The organism is Kitasatospora sp. A2-31, from assembly GCF_022288725.1.
GTDB lineage: Bacteria > Actinomycetota > Actinomycetes > Streptomycetales > Streptomycetaceae > Kitasatospora.
Genome location: NZ_JAKNTA010000002.1, coordinates 355,741 through 374,938 on the forward strand (window position 1 = coordinate 355,741; position 19,198 = coordinate 374,938).

General features: G+C 74.2%; 18 protein-coding genes. 7 read left to right on the forward strand and 11 right to left on the reverse strand.

Going from position 1 to position 19,198, the window contains the following annotated elements; all coding sequences use genetic code 11:
• The first annotated feature begins 28 nt into the window (after window positions 1-28).
• On the forward strand, window positions 29-595 hold the full coding sequence (locus tag MCM47_RS06370; protein ID WP_238859357.1) for a TetR/AcrR family transcriptional regulator: 567 nt from the start codon (window positions 29-31) through the stop codon (window positions 593-595).
• 227 nt (window positions 596-822) lie between these two features.
• Here MCM47_RS06370 and MCM47_RS06375 read toward each other — a convergent pair whose 3' ends face one another.
• A complete protein-coding gene (locus tag MCM47_RS06375) occupies window positions 823-1,392 on the reverse strand; it encodes a GNAT family N-acetyltransferase (RefSeq protein WP_238859358.1) in 570 nt (189 codons plus the stop codon).
• 314 nt (window positions 1,393-1,706) lie between these two features.
• Here MCM47_RS06375 and MCM47_RS06380 point away from each other — a divergent pair, with 314 nt between their 5' ends.
• Complete coding sequence (locus MCM47_RS06380) at window positions 1,707-2,192, forward strand: hypothetical protein (protein WP_238859359.1); 486 nt, start codon at window positions 1,707-1,709, stop codon at window positions 2,190-2,192.
• 172 nt (window positions 2,193-2,364) lie between these two features.
• On the opposite strand, the gene MCM47_RS06385 is transcribed toward MCM47_RS06380, so the two are convergent.
• On the reverse strand, window positions 2,365-3,135 hold the full coding sequence (locus tag MCM47_RS06385) for a DUF4389 domain-containing protein (protein WP_238859360.1): 771 nt from the start codon (window positions 3,133-3,135) through the stop codon (window positions 2,365-2,367).
• Between the two features lie 411 nt (window positions 3,136-3,546).
• Here MCM47_RS06385 and MCM47_RS06390 point away from each other — a divergent pair, with 411 nt between their 5' ends.
• Window positions 3,547-4,176, forward strand: a complete 630-nt coding sequence (locus MCM47_RS06390; protein WP_238859361.1) for a hypothetical protein — start codon at window positions 3,547-3,549, stop codon at window positions 4,174-4,176.
• Between the two features lie 641 nt (window positions 4,177-4,817).
• On the opposite strand, the gene MCM47_RS06395 is transcribed toward MCM47_RS06390, so the two are convergent.
• Complete coding sequence (locus MCM47_RS06395; RefSeq protein WP_238859362.1) at window positions 4,818-5,393, reverse strand: TetR/AcrR family transcriptional regulator; 576 nt, start codon at window positions 5,391-5,393, stop codon at window positions 4,818-4,820.
• 306 nt (window positions 5,394-5,699) lie between these two features.
• Between MCM47_RS06395 and MCM47_RS06400 the strand changes: the two genes are divergently transcribed.
• On the forward strand, window positions 5,700-6,461 hold the full coding sequence (locus MCM47_RS06400) for an SDR family NAD(P)-dependent oxidoreductase (RefSeq protein ID WP_238859363.1): 762 nt from the start codon (window positions 5,700-5,702) through the stop codon (window positions 6,459-6,461).
• 320 nt (window positions 6,462-6,781) lie between these two features.
• On the opposite strand, the gene MCM47_RS06405 is transcribed toward MCM47_RS06400, so the two are convergent.
• The 5 genes from MCM47_RS06405 to MCM47_RS06425 form a co-directional block, all read right to left on the reverse strand.
• The gene (locus MCM47_RS06405) at window positions 6,782-7,672 is read right to left on the reverse strand and encodes an oxaloacetate decarboxylase (RefSeq protein ID WP_238859364.1); all 891 of its coding nucleotides are present in this window, start codon (window positions 7,670-7,672) and stop codon (window positions 6,782-6,784) included.
• Between the two features lie 264 nt (window positions 7,673-7,936).
• Window positions 7,937-8,836 (reverse strand): acyltransferase domain-containing protein, encoded by a 900-nt coding sequence (locus tag MCM47_RS06410; protein WP_238859365.1) that lies wholly within the window; start codon window positions 8,834-8,836, stop codon window positions 7,937-7,939.
• A gap of 151 nt (window positions 8,837-8,987) precedes the next feature.
• The gene (locus tag MCM47_RS06415; protein ID WP_238859366.1) at window positions 8,988-9,611 is read right to left on the reverse strand and encodes a hypothetical protein; all 624 of its coding nucleotides are present in this window, start codon (window positions 9,609-9,611) and stop codon (window positions 8,988-8,990) included.
• Window positions 9,612-9,877: 266 nt separating this feature from the next.
• The gene (locus MCM47_RS06420; protein ID WP_238859367.1) at window positions 9,878-10,756 is read right to left on the reverse strand and encodes a class I SAM-dependent methyltransferase; all 879 of its coding nucleotides are present in this window, start codon (window positions 10,754-10,756) and stop codon (window positions 9,878-9,880) included.
• A gap of 410 nt (window positions 10,757-11,166) precedes the next feature.
• Entirely contained in the window at window positions 11,167-11,712 is a 546-nt protein-coding gene (locus MCM47_RS06425; protein WP_238859369.1) for a PadR family transcriptional regulator, read from the reverse strand.
• A gap of 133 nt (window positions 11,713-11,845) precedes the next feature.
• Between MCM47_RS06425 and MCM47_RS06430 the strand changes: the two genes are divergently transcribed.
• Window positions 11,846-13,207 (forward strand): MATE family efflux transporter, encoded by a 1,362-nt coding sequence (locus tag MCM47_RS06430; protein ID WP_238859370.1) that lies wholly within the window; start codon window positions 11,846-11,848, stop codon window positions 13,205-13,207.
• A gap of 76 nt (window positions 13,208-13,283) precedes the next feature.
• Here MCM47_RS06430 and MCM47_RS06435 read toward each other — a convergent pair whose 3' ends face one another.
• The 3 genes from MCM47_RS06435 to MCM47_RS06445 all read right to left on the reverse strand — a co-directional run bounded on the left by MCM47_RS06435 (window position 13,284) and on the right by MCM47_RS06445 (window position 15,772).
• Window positions 13,284-14,681 (reverse strand): MFS transporter, encoded by a 1,398-nt coding sequence (locus MCM47_RS06435; protein WP_238859372.1) that lies wholly within the window; start codon window positions 14,679-14,681, stop codon window positions 13,284-13,286.
• Window positions 14,678-15,292 (reverse strand): TetR/AcrR family transcriptional regulator, encoded by a 615-nt coding sequence (locus MCM47_RS06440; protein ID WP_238859375.1) that lies wholly within the window; start codon window positions 15,290-15,292, stop codon window positions 14,678-14,680. Before MCM47_RS06440 ends, MCM47_RS06435 begins: the two co-directional genes overlap by 4 nt.
• A 303-nt stretch (window positions 15,293-15,595) precedes the next feature.
• The gene (locus tag MCM47_RS06445; protein WP_238859376.1) at window positions 15,596-15,772 is read right to left on the reverse strand and encodes an antitoxin; all 177 of its coding nucleotides are present in this window, start codon (window positions 15,770-15,772) and stop codon (window positions 15,596-15,598) included.
• Window positions 15,773-16,029: 257 nt separating this feature from the next.
• On the opposite strand from MCM47_RS06445, the gene MCM47_RS06450 reads away from it, so the two are divergent.
• Window positions 16,030-17,535, forward strand: a complete 1,506-nt coding sequence (locus MCM47_RS06450) for a M28 family metallopeptidase (RefSeq protein WP_374209093.1) — start codon at window positions 16,030-16,032, stop codon at window positions 17,533-17,535.
• Between the two features lie 240 nt (window positions 17,536-17,775).
• Entirely contained in the window at window positions 17,776-19,188 is a 1,413-nt protein-coding gene (gene lpdA, locus MCM47_RS06455; RefSeq protein WP_238859378.1) for a dihydrolipoyl dehydrogenase, read from the forward strand.
• The last annotated feature ends 10 nt before the right edge of the window (window positions 19,189-19,198 follow it).

Below are 19,198 nucleotides of genomic sequence, written 5' to 3' on the forward strand. Positions count from 1 at the left end.
GATCGTTCTCAACGTCAAGGAGTCCCGCATGCCGGCCCCGATCACCGAGGAGCAGGCCCGTCTCGACCGCACGACCCTGCTCGACGCCGCGGAGCGGCTCTACTACGAGAAGGGAATCCAGGCCGTCGGCATGGACGAGGTCCGCGCGGCCTCCGGCCTGCCGCTGAAGCGCATCTACCGGCTCTTCGCCGCGAAGGAGGACCTCGTGGTGGCGGTGCTCCGGCGCCGCGACGAGCGGTGGCGCGGCCAGTTGGCCGCTCATGTGGAGCAGTTCGGCGATCCGCGGGAGCGGGTGCTCGCGGTCTTCGACTGGCTCGCGGGGTGGTTCGCGGAGCCCGGCTTCCGTGGCTGCGCCTGGATCAACGCCTTCGGCGAACTCGCCCCTTCCTCTGGGGCGGTGCTGGACGAGGTCCGGTCGCACAAGCAGGCGTTCCGCGACCAGATAGCACTCTGGGTCCGGGCCACCGGCCGGCCGGTGGCCGAACCGGTCCACCTCCTCGCCGAGGGCGCCATCGTCACCGCCGCCATCACCGGCACGCCCGCCCCGGCCACCCACGCCCGCGCCGCGGCCGCGGCACTGCTCACGGGCCCCTGACCCGGGGCGCTCCGGCGCCCCGGGCCGGGTGCGTCCCGGCAGGACGGCGCTCGTGCGTCCTGCTGCGGGCGTCGTCGGCGCTCGCGACGGCCGACGCCGGGTTTCGAGGACTCCGGTGGGGTCACCCGTGGAGTGGCGTCGCGTCAATTCGGTGACGAGGCTCGCCGCCGCGAGCGCCGGCGCGGCCCGGGGCGGGCGGGGTGCGGTGCGGCGGAGGACGGACCGGGTCAGGAGACGAGGTCGCTCGGGCGGATCCGGTAGACCTGCAGGTTGAGGCCGTAGTACTTGGTGGTCTCGCCCACCCACTCCATGCCGAGCCGCCGTGCCATGGCGATGGCCCGGGTGTTGGTCGGCCGTGCGACGGCGAAGAGCTCCTCGGCGTCCTGGGTGAACGCCCAGGCGATCAGTGCGCGCCCGGCCTCGGTCGCGTAGCCCTTGCCCCACGCGTCGGGGGCCAGCTGCCAGCTCATCTCCAGATCGTCCTCGAACGGCGGCAGCAGCCGGATCCCGAGACCGCCGACGACCGCGCCGTCCTCCTTGCGCTCGATCGCCCACCGCCCGCGGGGCGGCGGCAGGTTCGGCTGCGCCTCCTGCCAGGCCTGCAGGACGGACCGCATCGCGGCGACGTCCCCGACCCGGTCCATCACCGGAGTGAGCCAGCGGGCCACGTCCGGCGACCCGTAGATCGCCAGCGCCTGCTCGGCGTCCTCGACGGACCAGTTCCGGACGATGAGCCGGTCGGTGGTCAGCGAGACGTCCATGGTCCGCACCTCCTCGCACTCCCTGCTGGTCATCATGCCCTCGGTGCTCCGTGCCTGCGAGAGGAGGCGACGGGGGCGGCGGCATCGGCCGCGGGCCGATCCGGCGGCTCCGCGACCCGTGGTGACCGGGTCGCCTCCGTCGGCGACGGAGCGTGATCGCGCGGGCTGCACCACCCCCGGCAACCGGCCGTCGTGGATGACGGCGCGGCGCGGAGTGGTTGTTCGTTCGGAGTGGTTGTTCCCAGGGACATCCGCCGTAAGCGGCTCGCCCGCCGGACCGGGCGGCGTCGCGGCGGAGCCCCGGCGACGAGGGCTGCCGCCCAGGCGGCGGGCGGCTCGTTGGAGTGGGCATGGTCGGTGATGGCGGCGACGGCGCGGCCCGGGCGCCGATGGTGTGGGCGCTCGCGGTCCGCGAGGCGACGGACGGGCTGCCCCTCGCGGAGGTGATCGTCGAGGTGGGCCCCCGCCTGCACGGCGAGCTGCTGGAGAACGTCGTGGACAGCGGTTTCCTGCTCGCGGCCGGCGATCCGCCGGACACCACCGCCGTGGTGGAGGTGCGCGGGCCGTTGCTGGCCCGACTGGTGCTGGTGGGCGGACGGCAGATCTGGGAGCCGGCCTCCCCGGTGGTGGCCTCGCCGGGCTGGCTGGCGGCCGCCCAGGAACGGCTGGAGGTGGCCGTGATCGTGGTGCCGCCGGGGACGTGGCCGCCCGGGCTGATGTCCCTGCCGCCGCAGGAGCGGATCGATGCCTTCACCCGGAGCCTGGAGGAGGCCCGGGAGGACGGCCAGGCGCTGCACGGCGCGGCCCGGCTGGATGTCGGCCCGGTGGAGGACTGAGTGCTGGTCGGGCGGGATCGGTCAGGCGAAGACCGGTGGGGCGGGCCGGTGGGGCGGGCCGGTGGGCAGGGCCCGATCGGCCCGGCTCCGCGTGCCGGCACTGATCGTCGGGACGCCGCCGGTCCCAGGAGGGCGTCCGCTATCGCCGTTGATCAGCGCCGGACGGCCGACCTCAGCGCGCCGCGTCCGGCGAGGCGTGCCCGAGCGGGCCGGGGACCGGCGGCCCCGGTACCAGGGGCCCGCTGACGTGCTCGTCGTCGTCCGAGTCGAACGATGCGGTGATCGAGCTCGTACCCCACGAGACGATGCCGAGGATGAGGAACGCCACCAGGAGCCCGCGCCCGGCGCCGCTCAGCACCAGCGGCCGGGTCGCCGAGACGGGACCGCCCTCCACCTCGCCCGGCTCGTCGCCGAACAGCCGCTTCGGGTAGGCCGGGGTGAGCATCAGCAGGTACGCCATGTACCGCATCCGGTAGCGGAGGATCGCCGCGGTCGACTCGAACAACGGCTCGGGCATCCGCCCGAGCACCAGGACCACGATCCAGCTGATCAACGCGACCATCCACCACCCCGCGAACACCAGCCCCTGGAGGACCGCCGCCGGGATGACCAGGATGAGCCGGAAGAACACGGCGAGCCGGTTGAGCTCACCCGGCCGCAGCTCGACCTGCACGGGGTGTTCGGGGGTGCGGAACCGGAACGGCGGGTAGCTGTCGTGGGTGAGCATCAGGTAGGTGGTCACCCGGGTCTCGTACGGGACGTAGCCGGAGAGGTAGTCCGCCGCGAACACCGGCAGCCGCCCGAGGAAGAGCGCCCCGAACCAGCCGATCACGGCGACGAAGAACGCCACCACGGACAGCACCCAGACCACGATGAGCTGTGGGATCAGCAGCAGGATCCGGAACAGCACGGTCAGCCGGTTCTGCGGTCCGGGCTTCGGCATGTCCAGCACCGGCAGCCACTCGGTCGCAGAGGGTGGGGGTGCGGGGGGAGCCTGCCACATCCGGGCCTCCGGGTCTCGACACCAGGCGGGCGGCGGTCTGCCGCGACCTGCTCCGAAGATCGCAGCCGCCCGGCGGTTCCGCTCGCCGCACTGCGCCGCCCGGGCGATGCGGACTCCGTCGGCGCGGCGCACGGAGTGGGCTGGGCAGTGGTCGTGATCGGTCAGGAGAGGCCTGGGTTCGGCCAAGAATTCGCGTGAGGGCGGGCGGTTGTGGGCATCGGGCCATGGGTCGGGGTGGCGCGGGGAAGGATCGCACCGACGGCGGGCGTGCGGTCGCCCGACCCGTGGAGCTGTCATGACTCGGCCCTGCCGGGCTCACGCCGTGCAGGGCTCACCGATGGGGGTGCCCGGTTGCCAGCGTTCGACGACCCCGACCCTGACCTCGCCCCGGACCCTGACCTCGCCCAAGGCTCAGGCCTTGCCCAAGGCTCAGGCCTTGCCCAAGGCTCGGGCCTCGCCCAAGGCGCCGATGGGGCGCAAGGCTCCGGCTTCGGCGACCACGCCGACCACGATCTCGGCGCGCGGCTCCCGCACAGCGGCGACGACGCGCCCGCCGACCACCTCCTCGACCGCGGCGACCACCGCGACCACGTCGACCGCGTCGATCCCGCGCGGCCGGCCGAGGACGGGGACTGCGCGGATGCTCCCGCCCGCGTCGACTACGCCGACCTCGGCGAGCTCGCCGACTTCGACGCCTTCCTCCGGCTCTCCGCCGAGCTGACCGGCTTCGACGAAGCCGAACTGCGCGCGACCGGCATGGCGCACGAGCACCACCGGACCGTGCTGGCCCGCCGTGTCCGGGACGAGCACGGCCTCGTCCACCTCTGGTACGTCGGTGCATGGCCGGGCGAGGAGCCGTCCTCGGCCCGCGCCCACGACCAGGGGTTGATGTGGCGCACCTTCCACGGCTCCCCGCCCGGCACGGCCGCCCCCGGGTGCGGCAGCCGGGCCGAGGCCCCGCGCAAGGGCGGTGACGGGTGAGTCCGCGCCGGGACGCCTCGTCGTCGACATCGGGATCGCCGGTTGGCCGGTTGGCCGGTCGCCGAGCGGTTCGGTGCGCAGGGTTGGCGGGTCCTCCTCCTGGAGGCCGGAGCGCCGGTACCCGGCGACGCCGCCACCACGCGTGTCCGCCGCGCCGGCGGCACACCGTTCTCGCCGTGCCGGCGAAGCCCGGACGCACCGTCACCCGGCCCCGGTGACCTCGCCGGCCACCCCGACGGAGGCTTCACCCGCAGCGGCCACCTGACGTCGGTGCGCGCGCTGCCGTGGTCGACCGGCCGGCCGGCCCGGCCCGGCGCGGGGGCCGGCCGCCCGGTGGGCCCGGCACTTGCGAGGCGGTCGGGGATGTCGGGCAGGCGGCGACAAGGGGCAGGGCAGGAAAGCCGATCAGCCGAGGTACATCTTCGCTGTGGGAGTCGGCCGACTCCCTCCACGGCGACCGGGCGGATGGGCGCATGCCGATGTGCCGGAGTCGGCCAAGGCCCCTCACCCGGAAACTGCCTACCTCGCCGGGGATCGGCCCCCGGGTGTCCCCGGATGTGGTCCTGCTCCTCCGCCCTGTTCGACAGGGGCGGCGAGTGGGCTCTCCCGGAAGCGCTGAGATCTCGGATCCCCGCCGCCTGTCAGCGCCGGTCGGTGCTCAGGCCGTCCAGGACGAGGTCGAGGAGGCGTTCGGCCTGCTCTCGCTGTTCCGGCTTTCCCGAGGTGAGGGCGATGCCGGTGAGGGCGGCGAACATGTCGGTGGCGCCGATGTCGGAGCGGATGGTGCCGGCTTCGATGCCGGCGGCCAGCAGCGAGGTCAGGGCGGCCATCATCATCTCGTGGCTCTGGGCGTAAGGGTTGACGCCGGATTCGACGAGGGCGCGTAGGGCGTCGGCCATGCCGAGCTTGGCGGTCGCATAGTCGATGAAGCGGCCCGTCCAGGCGCGCAAGGCCTCGCGCGGGGCCAGCGTGGCGAGCAGGTCGGGGGCCGCGTCGCACAGCCGGATCAGCTCGTTGCGGTAGGCGGCCTCGATGAGGACCTCCCGGGTGGGGAAGTTGCGGTAGAGCGTGCCGGAGCCGACGCCGGCCTCCTTGGCGATGCGCTCCAGGTGCGCCTCCAGTCCCTCTTCGGCGAAGACGCGCACCGCGGCCGAGAGGATCTTGTCCCGATTGCGCTGCGCATCGGCCCGTAGCGGGCGCCCTGTCTCTCTGGCCATCCGCTGTCTCCCGTCGTCCCGAGCTTGCTAACCGGCGACGCCTCCACTTACAGTGAAGGAACTGGAGGCGCCTCCACTTCCACTCTAGGGCATGCAGGCTCGTCGGCCGCACACGAGCGCATGCGCGCCTCCGATCCACCTTCCCGGCGTAGCGCAGCCCCGGCCGCCGGCTCCGGGTGCAGCGGAGCAGGGCGCCGGCCCCACCTCTGCCGCGCCCTGGGCTGTCCCATCCGCACGACTCCCGCTGCGAACGCAGCACATGGCAATCCACTCATTCACAAGATCAGAGGATCAAAGGAGAAGAAGATGAGTCTCGCGCTCGAAGAGAAGGTCGCCGTCGTGACGGGCGGCGCGTCCGGGGTCGGCATGGGCATCGCCCAGGAGTTCGTCGCCAACGGGGCCCGCGTGGTCATCACCGACCTGCACCAGGAGGCGCTCGACGAGGCGGTCGCGGCGATCGGACCCAACTGCTCGGGGATCGTGGCCGACGTCACCAGGCTCGCGGACATGGAGGCCGCCTACCGACAGGTGAAGGAGCGTCACGGGCGACTCGACGCCGTCGTGGCCAACGCCGGGATCGGCGCGCACGCCCCGCTCGGCGCCATCACCGAGGAGCAGTTCGACCGGACCTTCAATGTCAACGCCAAGGGCGTCCTCTTCACCGTTCAGCCCGCGCTCGCGCTGCTGCCGCCCGGCGGTACCGTCGTCATCATCGGTTCCACGGCGTCCATCCAGCCGCCGCGCGGAATGAGCCTCTACGGCGGCTCGAAGGCCGCGGTACGCAACTTCATCCGGGCCTGGATCCAGGACACCAAGGGATCGGGCATCCGGATGAACATCCTCAGTCCCGGCGCGGTGGACACCGACTCCCTGCGCAGCGCACTGGCGATGGCTCAGGGAGCCGACCACGTCGACGCCGCCGTCAAGACCATGGGTGAGGGCAACCCGACCGGACGGATCGCCGACCCGCGCGAGATGGGGAAGGCCGCGGTCTTCCTCTCCAGCGACGCCTCCAGCTTCATCACCGGAGTCGAACTCTTCGCGGATGGCGGCATGGCACAGGTGTGAGCCCCCAGCCCGGTGATCCGGCGATCGGACGGCCCGTCCGTTGCACTGGCTGTGGTGTTCAAGGCCGTCGAGTCCGCCCAGCCCGCGGCGTGCGATCACCGGAGCCCAGCTCGTGCCACTCGTGTGCGCGGACGCACGCTTCGAGAACGGTCGGCTGGTCGAACACACCGATCCGGATGATCCGGACCGGACGCGTCGGTCGGATCGAGGAGCTGCCGGCGCCGCCCCCGCCGCCCACGTGTCTGCCCGCGCCGCTGCCGGCGTCGCCGCCCACGACACGGTCCGCCCGCTCCGCCCGGCCGGTCCGACCGGCGCCGACCTCACGCCCGCACCGCCTCGCGCACGAGCGGCCGGACGATGTTCCGCTCCAACAGCTCGGTGGACTCCCGGACACCGATCGGCCGGCTGTCACCGCCGGCGGCCGGCAGCCGGCCGTCGGCGACCTTCAGCCCGGCCAACGCCTCGTCCATCGCGCGGTGGGCCGCGAACAGGCAGGGCGTGCTGTAGATCGCGACGTCCACGCCGAGCGAGGCCAGCTCGGAGAGCGACAGGCGCGGCGACTTGCCGCCGGCGATCTGGTTGAAGAGCAGCGGCTTGTCGCCGACCACCTGGCGGATGCGCCGGATCCACTCCTCGCTGCGCACGCCGTCCACCAGGACGACGTCCGCGTCGGTGGTCGCCAGCGCCTCGGCGCGGCGCAGGATGTCATCCTCCTCGGTGGCGTCCGTCCGGGCGACGACCACCAGGTCGGTGCGGCTGGCGAGGACCTGGTCCAGCTTCTCCAGGTACTCGTCGAGCGGGAGCACCTGCTTGCCGTCGGCGTGGCCGCAGCGGCGCGGGCGCTTCTGGTCCTCGAGGATCACGCCGGAGGCGCCGATCCGCTCCAGCCTGCGCACCACGTGGCAGGCCACCTCGGCGTCGACGTAGCCGTCGTCGATGTCGACGAGGAGGTGGTGGCCGGGGAAGGCGCCGCGCAGCCGCTCGACGAAGGCGACCATGTCGGGCCAGGCGATGAATCCGATGTCGGGCAGGCCGTAGTAGGACGCGGCGAATCCGAAGCCGGAGACGAACATGCCGTGGTAGTGCCCCGCCGCAATGGACGCCGAGTACATGTCGTAGACGCCGATCAGCGGCGTCGTCCCGGGGGCCGCGATCTCCTCCCGGAGCCGCTGTCCGTAGCCGCGGCCCGCTTCCGTCCGTCCGTGAAGCAACGCCTTCTCCTCTGCTCGAAAGGGCGGGACTTTGCCTCGACTTGGCCATTCCCGGGGCCAACTGAGGTGTTCTCACTATGCGACCTTTAATGTTCCGTGGGCAAATCTTTAAAGGAAGTTCGCTCGCTAGAGTGATATGCCATCAGTTCATAGGAATGACGGACCGGGCAGCCGGTGGGGCGCCGGCGCTGCCGGAGACGCCCGCTCACCGTCCGACCGCCCGCCGACCGCCCGGACCGTCCGCCGACCGCCCCGCCGATCGCGTCAGAGCCGCAGCCAGCCGCCGACGACGTGCCAGTGGCCGCCCTCCCGCAGGTGGTCGACGATGGCGCGCTGGAGGGCCGTGTCCCGCGGCAGCTCCTCCAGCGGTCCGTCGGCAGCGCCGAACACGTACCGCAGCGGGTTGTCGTCCTCGGGTGCGCCGGGCGGGCCGAGCGGGGCGAACCGCCGCTGGAACCGGACGATGTTGGAGTCCGCCGGCAGGTAGTCGGCGAGTTGCGGGTCGAGCAGCCAGGAGAAGACGCAGGCCGTCGGGTACGGCTCGGTGGGGTGGTGGCGGGCGAAGAAGCCACGGGCCCGGGCGAACGAGCGCTCGCAGGCCTCGGGGGAGAGCGGGCCGCGGTGGGCGGGGACGTGCAGTTCGAGGGTCCACGGGCCGAATCCCGCGGCCGCGGCGGCCTCGGCGTCCGGACCGGTGAGCCGCTTGCGCTGGAACTGGAGCCGCCCGAGCTGGTAGAGCTCGCCGCGGAAGTGCAGGGTCAGCCAGGCGGGATTGCGGAGACCGCTGCGGCCGTCCCGGCGCCGGCCGAGGGCGAGGTGGCGGCCCAGGTCGGCCAGGGTCGCCCGGGACACCTCGGCCCGGATCCCGAGCGCGCGGTGGTACGCCCGGGTGTGGGGCGCGAGCGCGACCAGGAGCAGGGCCGAGAGGTAGTCGCCGCCGTCCGAGCCGGCCGGCCAGCCGCCCCGGAGCCCGGACGGTCGTCCGACCGTGCCGATCGCCGCGACCTGGGCGCGCAGCTCCTCGCCGAACTCGCCCCGGAGGCAGGGATCCCGGGCCAGGCGGCGGTGCGCCGCGAGCAGGCCGTTCACGTCCTCGAAGGGCACGCCGAGGGCGAGCAGCGCCTCCGGCAGTGCCTCCGAGTCCGGCAGTCCCTTCGGCTCCAATCCGCCTCCTCCTGGCCTGCCGCCGCGTCGGCTGCCGCCCTGGTCGGCGGACCCGGCCGCCGACCAGCCCCCGTCGGCCTGCCGGTCCGCAGACCCTACCGGGGAACCCCGCCGCGCTGGAGGTCCGCGGCCGAGCGGGCGAGCGCGGGGCTCAGCGCAGAAGGGTGAAGGCCAGCGCGCACACGCCCCCGAGCGCCGTTCCGGCGAGGACCTGCGCTGGCGTATGGGCCCTGAGCACCAGCCGGGACCAGCCCGCAGCCAGCGGAACGGCTGCTGCCAGCGGCAGCACGCCAGGCCCGAACGCCAGCGCGAGGACCATGGCCGTGCCGCCGGCCACCGCGTTGTGCAGCGAGATCTGCCACCACACCGTGACGGCCAGCGCCGACGCGAGGCCGGCCAGCATCGCGACGACCAGCGCTCCGACCTCGGTGGGGGCGTGCAGGACGCGCAGCAGGGCGACACCGGCGACCACCGACAGCAGGCTCGCGCCCATCGGCACGACCCGCTGGCGGCGGATCCGGATGTGCCGGTCGGTGAGAGCGCCGCGGCGCACGCCCCACGAGATGAGGCCGATCGGCACCACCCCGCAGAACAGCGCCGCGAGCAGGCCCCAACCCGCGCCGGACCAGTCCGCGGTGCTGTGCGCGCCGACGAGCAATAGCAGCGCGATGACCAGATGGGCCGGGGCCAGCGCCTCGGTGACCAGCCGCGCGACCCGCTCGCGGAGCGTCGCGGCGGCGTAGGCCGGAGGCTCGGGCGGCACGAAGGCGCTCACCGGGGTGCCCCGGAGCGCACCGGCGGGCGGGACCACGGGTCGACCGGCGGGCGGTTCGTCGGCCGGGGCGCGGGCGGGTGGGTCACGGGCACCGCCTCAGCGTACCGACCCCGCCGGGCCCGCCTCGGGCCTCTCCGACCCGCCGCGCCCGCCTCGGGCCTCTCCGACCCGCCGCGCCGCCCGCCGCGCCATCGACGCGCGGCCCCCGACGCGCGGCCACCCGACGTCCGGTTTCGACACCCGCGCCCAGACGCCCGGCCTCGCCGCTACGCCGACGGGACTCGGCCGCTCCCGCGCGCCGCACGTGCCGTCCGCAGCGCCCGCCGGACGGCGCGGGTGGCGATCGGCGGCAGCAGGTCGAGCGCGAGCCGCCGGGGCGCGGACCGGGGCGGCGCCGACGGCGCGGGGGCGGCGGGCCGGTTCAGGCGGACGACGCGGGCGCCCGCGATGGTGTCCTCGTCCACCGCGTAGCCCTCGGCCCGCCAGTCCCGGGCGAGCAGGGTCCGCTGGGCCGCCTCGGCGTCGCCCCACGTCCCGTAGAACTTCATCGGCGTCAGCAGGACCGGCTTCAGGCCACCGGTGAAGACCGCCTGCCAGACCGCCGCGGAGACACCGGGGGTGTGCTCCGAGCGGTAGTCGTCGAGGGCCACCAGCCCCTCGTCCGCCAGTGCCGCCCGGGCCACCTCGATGTCCCCGGCCACGTGCTCGTACAGATGGGAGGCGTCGATGTGGACGAACCGGCAGCTCCCGGCGGGGATCCGGCCGTCGGCCAGGACGGAGGTGGGAGCCTGGACGATCTCCGGCAGCTCGGGGTGGAAGGCGAGGTAGTTCGCCTCGAAGGCCGTCCGGGTGAGGGTCTTCCGGTACGACATGATCATCTCGGCGGCGTTGTCGGCGTCCCCGGCCTCGGAGTCGAAGAGGTCGCAGACGGTCAGCCGTTCGCCCGGCTGCAGGTGGTCGCCGAGCAGGACCGCGCTGCGGCCGAGGTAGGCGCCGAGTTCGAGGATGTCGCCGGTACGGCCGGCCGCCGTCTGGGCGGCCAGGAGATGGCCGAAGGCCTCCTGGTCGACCTGGAAGAACCAGCCGGGGATGGCGTCCCGCGTGAGCGGTGCGGGGCGGACGGTTGCGGGCTCGGCAACGGGCACAGCGGCCTCCAGGGGTGCGGGCAGTGCCCGGACGCGCAGACGGCTCACCCCGCGGGGTGCCGCGGGTGTGAGGCGGATCATCATAGCTACGGCGGGGCCCGGTTGCGCCAGGCCCGGAACCCGGTTCTCCGCACAGCATTTCGCGTTTCGGCAGGGTGCGCCGCGGACGGTCCCGCGCAGGCCGACCGCTCCGCAGGCCCGGCCCCCTTCGCGGCCCGGCCCGACCTGTTCGGTCCTCTGGCCCGGCCCCGTCCTGCGGACCCCGGGCGAGTCCGTCCTCCCCGCCGTGTCCCGACACCCCGGCCCGCACCACCAGGCCCGGCCGCAACGGCTTCACCCGGCCGGGTATCCGGCGGGCGGGCTGCGGGCGGGCTGCGGGCGGGCTGCGGCGCAGCGGGCCCGCACCGCGGTCAGCGGGCCGTGGTGGCGCCGTCCTCCAGCTCCGCGATCGTCTCGGCCAGCCACGCGCGCTCGGCCGCGCTGGACGCCCGGGCGACCAGCAGCATGCCGCGCCGGAACGGGTTCAGCTCCCGCTCGGCGGTGACGGGGCGGCCGTCGGCGTCGTAGAAGAAGCTGCTCGGCGCCTCCAGGAACGCCAACCGCCGGCGCAGCACCGCGGCCTGCCGGGCCGGGTCGGTGAGGCGGTCCAGGAAGGTCGCGACGGTGAAGAAGCGGATCTGGTCGGAGATCTCCACCTCCTCCGGATCGGAGAGCCGGCGCTCGAGCTCGGCCCGGCCCTCGGCGGTGAGTTCCAGGACCTGCCGGGCTGCGCCGCCGCTGCCCGGCTCGCTGCGCCGGACCAGCAGTCCGGCCTTCTCCAGGCGGGTGATGGCGGGGTAGAGCGCGCCGTCGCTGACCGGGCGCACGTGGCCGGTCAGGCCGGTGATGCGGGACTTCAACTCGTAGCCGTGCAGGGGCTCGTCGTACAGGAAGCCGAGGATCGCCAGGGTCAGCACAGTCGAGGCCCTTCCGTCGTCGCGCGCTCTGTCCGGGGATCATGCTACCTCTTGCCGAGGTGCCTCGTTTAGAGGTATCTCTATTCGAGGCACTGATGGCGCCGGGCCGATCGGGCCGCTGAAGGGGGGAATCATGCGCGGACACCTGCCGCGGCTGATCGGACTGGCCGGGCCGGTCTACGGGGAACTGCTGTCCGGGGTGGTCGCCTCCGTCATCGGCACCTTCTGGGTGGCCGGTCTGGGCGGCTCCGCCGTCGCCGCCGTCACCCTCGCGGGAACCGTGGAGAACCTGCTGCTCGGCCTCGTCCTCGTGGTCTCCTCCGGCACCACCGTCCGGCTCTCGCACGCGCTCGGGGCCGACGACCCCGCGGCCGCCGGCCGCACCGCGCGGGCGGCCTGGCGGCTCTGCGCGGCCGGCACCCTCCTGCTCGCCGTGCCGGGCTTCCTGCTCCGCGAGCACCTCGCGGGGGTCTTCCTGGGCGGTGCGGCGGCCGGCCTCGCCGCGGACTACTTCGCGGTGGCCTTCCCCGCCTTCGGGCTCTTCTTCGGCCAGCGCGTCGCCGACGAGCTGTTCAAGGGCGCCGGCGACACCCGCACGCCCATGCGGATGGCCCTGCTCTCCAACGCCCTGCTGCTGCTCCTCGACCCGCTGCTGATCCTCGGCGCGGGCCCCCTCCCCGCCCTCGGCGTCACGGGGGCGGCCCTCGCCCTGGCCCTCTCCCGCGCCGTGGCCTTCGCCGTCACCCTGGTGCTCCGCCGCCGCCGGCGGACGCCCGCGCCGTCCGGCGGGACGGGCTCGACGATGCGCGGGATCGTCGCCGCCGGAGCGCCGTTCGGCCTGGACTTCACCGCCCGGATGGGCGTGGGCACGGTGCAGCTCGGCCTGGTCGCCGCCTTCGGCGTCCCGGCCGTGGCGGGCTACGGCGTCGGCTACCGCGTCCTGCTGATCGTCACCATGGCCTTCTACGCCGTGCGGCAGGCCGCGGTGATCGAGTCCGCCCGGCTCGCCGGCGGGGGCGACACCGCGGCGCTGCGCACCCTCGGCCGGGACACCGCGCGGCTGGCCGCGGCACTCGGGGCCGGCGCCGCCGTGCTCTGCGCGGTGCTCGCCGTGCCGGTGACGGCGCTGTTCACCGACGACCCGGCGGTGGCCGGCGAGGCGGTCGGGTTCCTGCGGATGGCGGGCCTCTACCTGCTGCCGTACGCGCTGGTGGTGGCGCTCGGCGGGGTGTACCAGGCCTCCGGCGCGGGCCGGCCGCTGGTGGTGGCCGTGCTGCTCGGCCTCGGCGTCCAGCTCGGCGCCGGGGCCGCCCTCTCCGGCCCGCTCGGGGTGGACGGCCTCTGGGCCGGCATGACGGTGGGCGCGGTGGCCCAACTCGCCCTGATGCGACTGCTGGTCGGTCGCCGCCCGGTGGTGCCGGTGGTGGCAGGCGCGGAGGTGCCGGCCCGCGGGCCGGCGGTACCGGCCGAGCGGGTGCTGGAGATGGCGGACTGACCCGGCGGGAGGCCCCGGCGCTGCACCGCCCCGGCTCCGGGTCCACCGCACCGGCTCCGGGTCCCACCACCCGGCGCTACACCTCGACCGCGGTGGTGGCCGGTGCGGCCTCCGCGGGCTCCTCCGCCCGGCCGGACGAGGCCGGGAGCCGGAGGGCGAGCAGGGCGCCGGCTGCTGCGGCGGCGGCGAGGGCCAGGAGGGCGGGGCCCATCGCCGCCGTGAGCGGCCGGCCCGCCGTGAGGGTGGTGGCGGCGGCCACGCCCAGGACCGGGCCGACGTTCATGGCGGTCTGCTGGAGGCCCCCCGCGACGCCCGCATCGGCCACCGACGCGTCGCGGACGAGGACGGCGGTGGCGGTGACCATCACCGTCCCGAACCCGGTGCCCAGCAGCAGGAAGCAGCCGCAGACCACCGCCGTGGGCGAGCCCTGGTCGAGCCGGGAGGCCAGCAGGACGCCCAGCGTGACCAGCAGCGCCCCGGCGACCACCGTGCGGCGCGGTCCGTGGCGGCGCATCAGCCCGGCCGAGGCCGGGGCGGCCAGCACCATGGCCACCGCGAGCGGTAGCGCTCGGAGCGCACTGCCGAGCGGGTCCAGGAGGAGTACCTCCTGCAGGTAGTACGTCCCCAGGAACAGGGTGCCGAAGACCGCCGCGGAGGCTGTGAGGAGCACCCCGAGCGCGGAGCCGACCGTCGCGGAGCGGAGCATGCGGGGCGGCAGCAGCGGGCGGGCCGTCCGCCGCTCGTGCCGGACGAAGGCGGCGCCGAGCAGGGCGGCGGCGAGGAGCCCGAATGCGGTGACCGCGGACCAGCCGCGGTCGGGGATGCCGACCAGGGCGTGCACCAGGCAGGCCAGTGCCGCCGCGAGCAGGCCCGCGCCCGGCAGGTCGAGTCCGGGGGCACGGTCGGTGGGCGGCTGTGGCAGGCGGACCAGCAGGGCGGCGGCCCCGACCGCGACGGCGGGTGCGACGGTCAGGAAGAAGACGGCCCGCCATCCCAGGTGGGCGGTCAGGGCGCCGCCGGCCACCGGCCCGGCGGCGGCCGCCAGACCGATCGCGCTGGTGCGCAGCGCGATCGGCAGGGCGAGCCGGTCGGCGGGGTAGGCGGCGCGCAGCATGCCGAGCGTGGCGGGCTGCAGCAGCGCCCCCGACACCCCCTGGACGGCGCGCAGTGCGATGACCCACCCGACGCCGGGCGCCAGGCCGATCCCGGCGGAGGAGGCGGCGAAACCCAGCACGCCCGCGGCGAACACCCGTTGGTGGCCGTAGCGGTCGCCGAGGCGTCCGGCCAGGACCAGCAGGCCGGCCACCGCGATGAGGTAGGCGGTGCTGGTCCACTGCACCTGGGCGAACGTGGCGTGCAGTTCGCGCTGCATGCTGGGCTGCGCGACGGTGAGCACGGTGCCGTCGAGGGCGACGATCGCCGCGCCGGTGATGCTCCCGGCCAGCACGAGCCGGCGGCGCCCGGCCGCGGTCACCGGGTCTCCGGACCGAGGTGGGCGACGAGGGCGGCGTCCAGCAGGGGGCCGATGTCGTCGCTTCCGGAGGCGAGCCGGAGGCTGCCCCAGGAACGGAGTTGGGCGAGCCCGTGCAGGTTGGCCCAGAGTGCGGCGGTGGCGTCCGCCGGCCGGACGCCGGTGGGCGTGCCGAGCTCCCCGACCAGCCGGACGAAGATCTCGAACAGCGGGAGAGTGGTGGCCCGCAGGCCGATGCCGCTGCCCTCCAGCACGTCGTGACGGAACATCAGGTCGAACATGCCGGGCTGGTCGGCCGCGAAGTCCAGGTAGGCGCGGGCGAGCGCGGCGATCCTGGCGCGCGGGTCGCGGCCGCTGCCCCCGCTCCCGTGGCCCGGGCCCGGGACGGCGTCGTCGGCGCGGGTCAGCGCAGCCGCCAGTTCGCCGAAGCCGTGCCGCGCGATGGCCGCCAGCAGTTCGACGTGGGTCGCGAAGTGGCGGCGCGGCGCGCCGTGCGAGACCCCGGCGCGCCGGGCGATCTCGCGCAGGGTGAGCGCGTGCACGCCTTCGAGGGTCACCAGTTCGACCCCGGCGGTCACCAGCCGGGCGCGCAGGCCCGTCTCCTGATCATTCATGGGCACTGTCTACCAGTCCGCGTAGACACTGTCTACCTGCCGGGGGACTCTGGTGAGCGGGCGTCAGCGCGTCGACCGGGGTGGCGGACTCCTCGGCGGTCAGTCGGAAGGCCCGGTCAGTCGGAAGGCCTGGGAGAGCCGCCAGGGTCGTCGGAGCGGCCCTGCCGGAGGTGGGGGGCGGGCGGTCCGTGGCAGCACGAGGCACCCCGGTCCGCCGCCGCCTTACGACGGGCACCGGACCGGGGTGCAGGGGCTCACTGGCGCGGGCGGCCGGCGGACGCCGGCGGCGCCTCGGGCCGGCCGTTACTGCGGCGGCTGCTCCCGGAACTGGTCCTTGACCTTCTCCTGGGCGGTGTCCACCTGTCCGGCGTACTTGCCCTGCGTCCGCTCGTCGACGCCGTCGCCCGCTCGGTCGACGGCCTTCTCGGCCTGCGACTCATGGCCCTTCAGCATCTGCTTGAGCTTATCCATCATGGACATGCGGTCACGCTCCCGGATGAGATGCCCCCACCTCTCCAGGATCGCCGCCGTCGGCGGTGGCCGCATCCTGTCAGCTTGCGCGTCGGGGTTGGCAGTCCGGCGCCGAGCATGTCAAATCGGGAGTCCACCGACTGCCGAAAGGACGCGCCTTGAAAGCTCGGACACCCCGCCCGACCGCTCCGACCGCTCCGCACGCCTCGACCCCGCGGACCGGGCGCGCCCCGGCCCCCTCGGCCCGGCGGGTCGCGGGCGCCTCGCTGGCGGTGGCCGCCCTGGTGACCCCGCTGCTGCTGGTCGGCACCGGCAGCGCGTCGGCCGACCCCGACCCGGCGCACAAGGGGGCGAAGCTGGCCGCCCGACTGGTCGAGGAGAGCACCGCCGACGGCGCATACCGGACCCTGCGGGAGTTCCAGCGGATCGCCGACCGCAACGGCGGAAACCGGGTGGCGGGCTCGCCCGGCCACGACCAGTCGGCCCGCTACGTGTACGAGCAGGCCCGCCGGGCCGGCCTGAAGGTGTCGCGGCAGGAGTTCGAGTACACGTTCTTCCAGGAGCTCACGGAGCGGCTGAGCGTGGTCTCGCCGCGGGCCGAGGACGTCAGGATCAAGGCCATGACCTACTCGGCCGGTGGCCCCGAGGGCGGCCTGACGGCCCAGCTGGCGGTGGTCCCGGTGGACGCCACCACCGGGTGCGAGGCGGCCGACTACGCGGCCGGCGCGTTCGCCGGGCGGATCGCCCTGATCAAGCGCGGCGGCTGCAGCTTCGCCGTCAAGCAGGCCGCGGCGGCCGACGCCGGCGCGCTCGCCGCGATCGTCTACAACAACATCGAGGGCGACCTCAACGGCACCCTCGGCGACCCGGCGTCCGGACGGATCCCGACGGCCGGCACCACCAAGGCGGCCGGCGAGTCGCTCGCCGCCGAGGCCGCCTCCGGCCCGGTCACCGTCACCCTGGACCTGCGCACCTTCATGGAGAAGCGCACCACCTGGAACGTCATCGCCGAGACCCGCGGCGGTGACGACGCCGACACCGTCGTGGTCGGTGCCCACCTGGACTCCGTGGTGGCGGGCCCGGGCATCAACGACAACGGCTCGGGCTCCGCCGGCATCCTGGAGGTCGCCAGGAACATCGCCAAGCGGCCGGTGAAGAACAAGATCCGGTTCGCCTGGTGGTCCGCCGAGGAGTTCGGCCTCAAGGGCTCCGAGGCCTACGTGAAGTCCCTCTCCGAGGCCGACCGGAAGAAGATCCGGCTCTACCTGAACTTCGACATGATCGCCTCGCCCAACTCCGCCCAGTTCGTCTACGACGGCGACGACTCCGACCACGTCGGCTCCGGCCCCGGCCCGGACGGCTCCGCCCAGCTGGAACGGCGCATCACCGACTACCTGGACCGCCGCGGGCTCCCGCACGAGGGCACCGACTTCACCGGCCGCTCCGACTACGGACCGTTCATCGACGCCGGGATCCCGGCCGGCGGCACCGACACCGGGGCCGAGATCGTCAAGTCCGCCGCCCAGGCGGCCCGCTACGGCGGCACCGCGGGCGTGGCCTTCGACAAGTGCTACCACCAGGCCTGCGACGACCTCGGCAACCTCGACCTCAAGGCCTTCGACGTCAACATCGACGTCATCGCCGACTCGGTCGGCACCTACGCCTGGGACCTCTCCTCGCTGCACGTGCCGGTGCCGCCGCAGCACACCGACGGCCAGGCCGGCAGCGGCGGCGGCCTGCACGAGGGCCACGCGCACGAGGTCGATGCCTGACCCGGGACCGGCACGCGCGGTACGGGCGTGAGGGCCGGGGTCCGCCCCCGTCCCGCCCTGCCCGCGGCCCCCTCCCGCACCGCCCCGGCCCGGTACGACCGCCGGCGGCCCCGCCCCGGGGGCCGTCGGCGACCCCGGTCGGGTGCCGTTCGCCCGGGGTCCGGTGGGTGCACGAAGCCGGGGCCTGACACCATGGCACCGAGATCACGTGACCGTGACACCCTCGGAGGAGCTAGCACCATGAGCAGCACGCACTACGACGTCGTCGTCCTCGGCGCGGGCCCCGGCGGCTACACGGCCGCCGTCCGCGCCGCGCAGCTGGGCCTGCGCACCGCCGTCATCGAGGCCAAGTACTGGGGCGGCGTCTGTCTGAACGTCGGCTGCATCCCCTCCAAGGCCCTGCTGCGCAACGCGGAACTGGCGCACATCTTCACCAAGGAGGCCAAGACCTTCGGCATCAAGGTCGAGGGCCAGGTGAGCTTCGACTTCGGTGAGGCCTTCCGCCGCAGCCGCTCGGTCGCCGACGGCCGGGTCAAGGGCGTCCACTACCTGATGAAGAAGAACGGCATCACCGAGTACGACGGCCGGGGCACCTTCGTCGACGACCGCACCCTGCAGGTCGCGCTGACCGCCGGCGGCTTCGAGATGGTCACCTTCGACCACTGCATCATCGCCGCGGGCGCCACCACCCGCCTGCTCCCCGGCACCAGCCTGAGCGACCGCGTGGTCACCTACGAGGAGCAGATCCTCACCGAGGAGCTGCCCGGCAGCATCATCATCGCGGGCGCCGGCGCCATCGGCGTCGAGTTCGCCTACGTGCTGCACAACTACGGCGTCAAGGTGACCATCGTCGAGTTCCTGGACCGGATGGTGCCGCTGGAGGACGCCGAGGTCTCCGCCGAGCTGGCCAAGCAGTACCGCAAGCTCGGCATCGAGGTGCTCACCTCGACCCGCGTCGACTCGATCGACGACAAGGACCCGGCCGCCCCGGTCCGGGTCACCGTCACCGCCAAGGACGGCCAGCAGAAGGTCCTGGAGGCCGACAAGGTGCTCCAGGCGATCGGCTTCGTGCCGCGCGTGCACGGCTACGGCCTGGAGAACACCGGCGTCAAGCTCACCGAGCGCGGCGCGATCGCGGTGGACGGCCGCGGCCGCACCAACGTCGAGCACATCTTCGCGATCGGCGACGTCACCGCCAAGCTGATGCTCGCCCACGCGGCCGAGTCGATGGCCGTGATCGCGGCCGAGACCATCGGCGGGGCCGAGACGATGGAGCTCGACTTCGTGATGATCCCGCGTGCCACCTACTGCCAGCCGCAGATCGCCAGCTTCGGCTACACGGAGGCGCAGGCCCGCGAGCTCGGCTACGACGTCAAGGTCGCCAAGTTCCCGTTCACCGCCAACGGCAAGGCGCACGGCCTCGGTCACCCGACCGGCTTCGTCAAGGTGATCTGCGACGACAAGTACGGCGAGTTGCTCGGCGCCCACCTCATCGGCCCCGAGGTCACCGAGCTGCTGCCCGAGCTGACCCTGGCGCAGCAGTGGGACCTCACCGTGCACGAGGTCGCCCGCAACGTCCACGCCCACCCGACCCTGGGCGAGGCCGTCAAGGAGGCCATCCACGGCCTGGCCGGGCACATGATCAACATGTGACGCGGCCCAC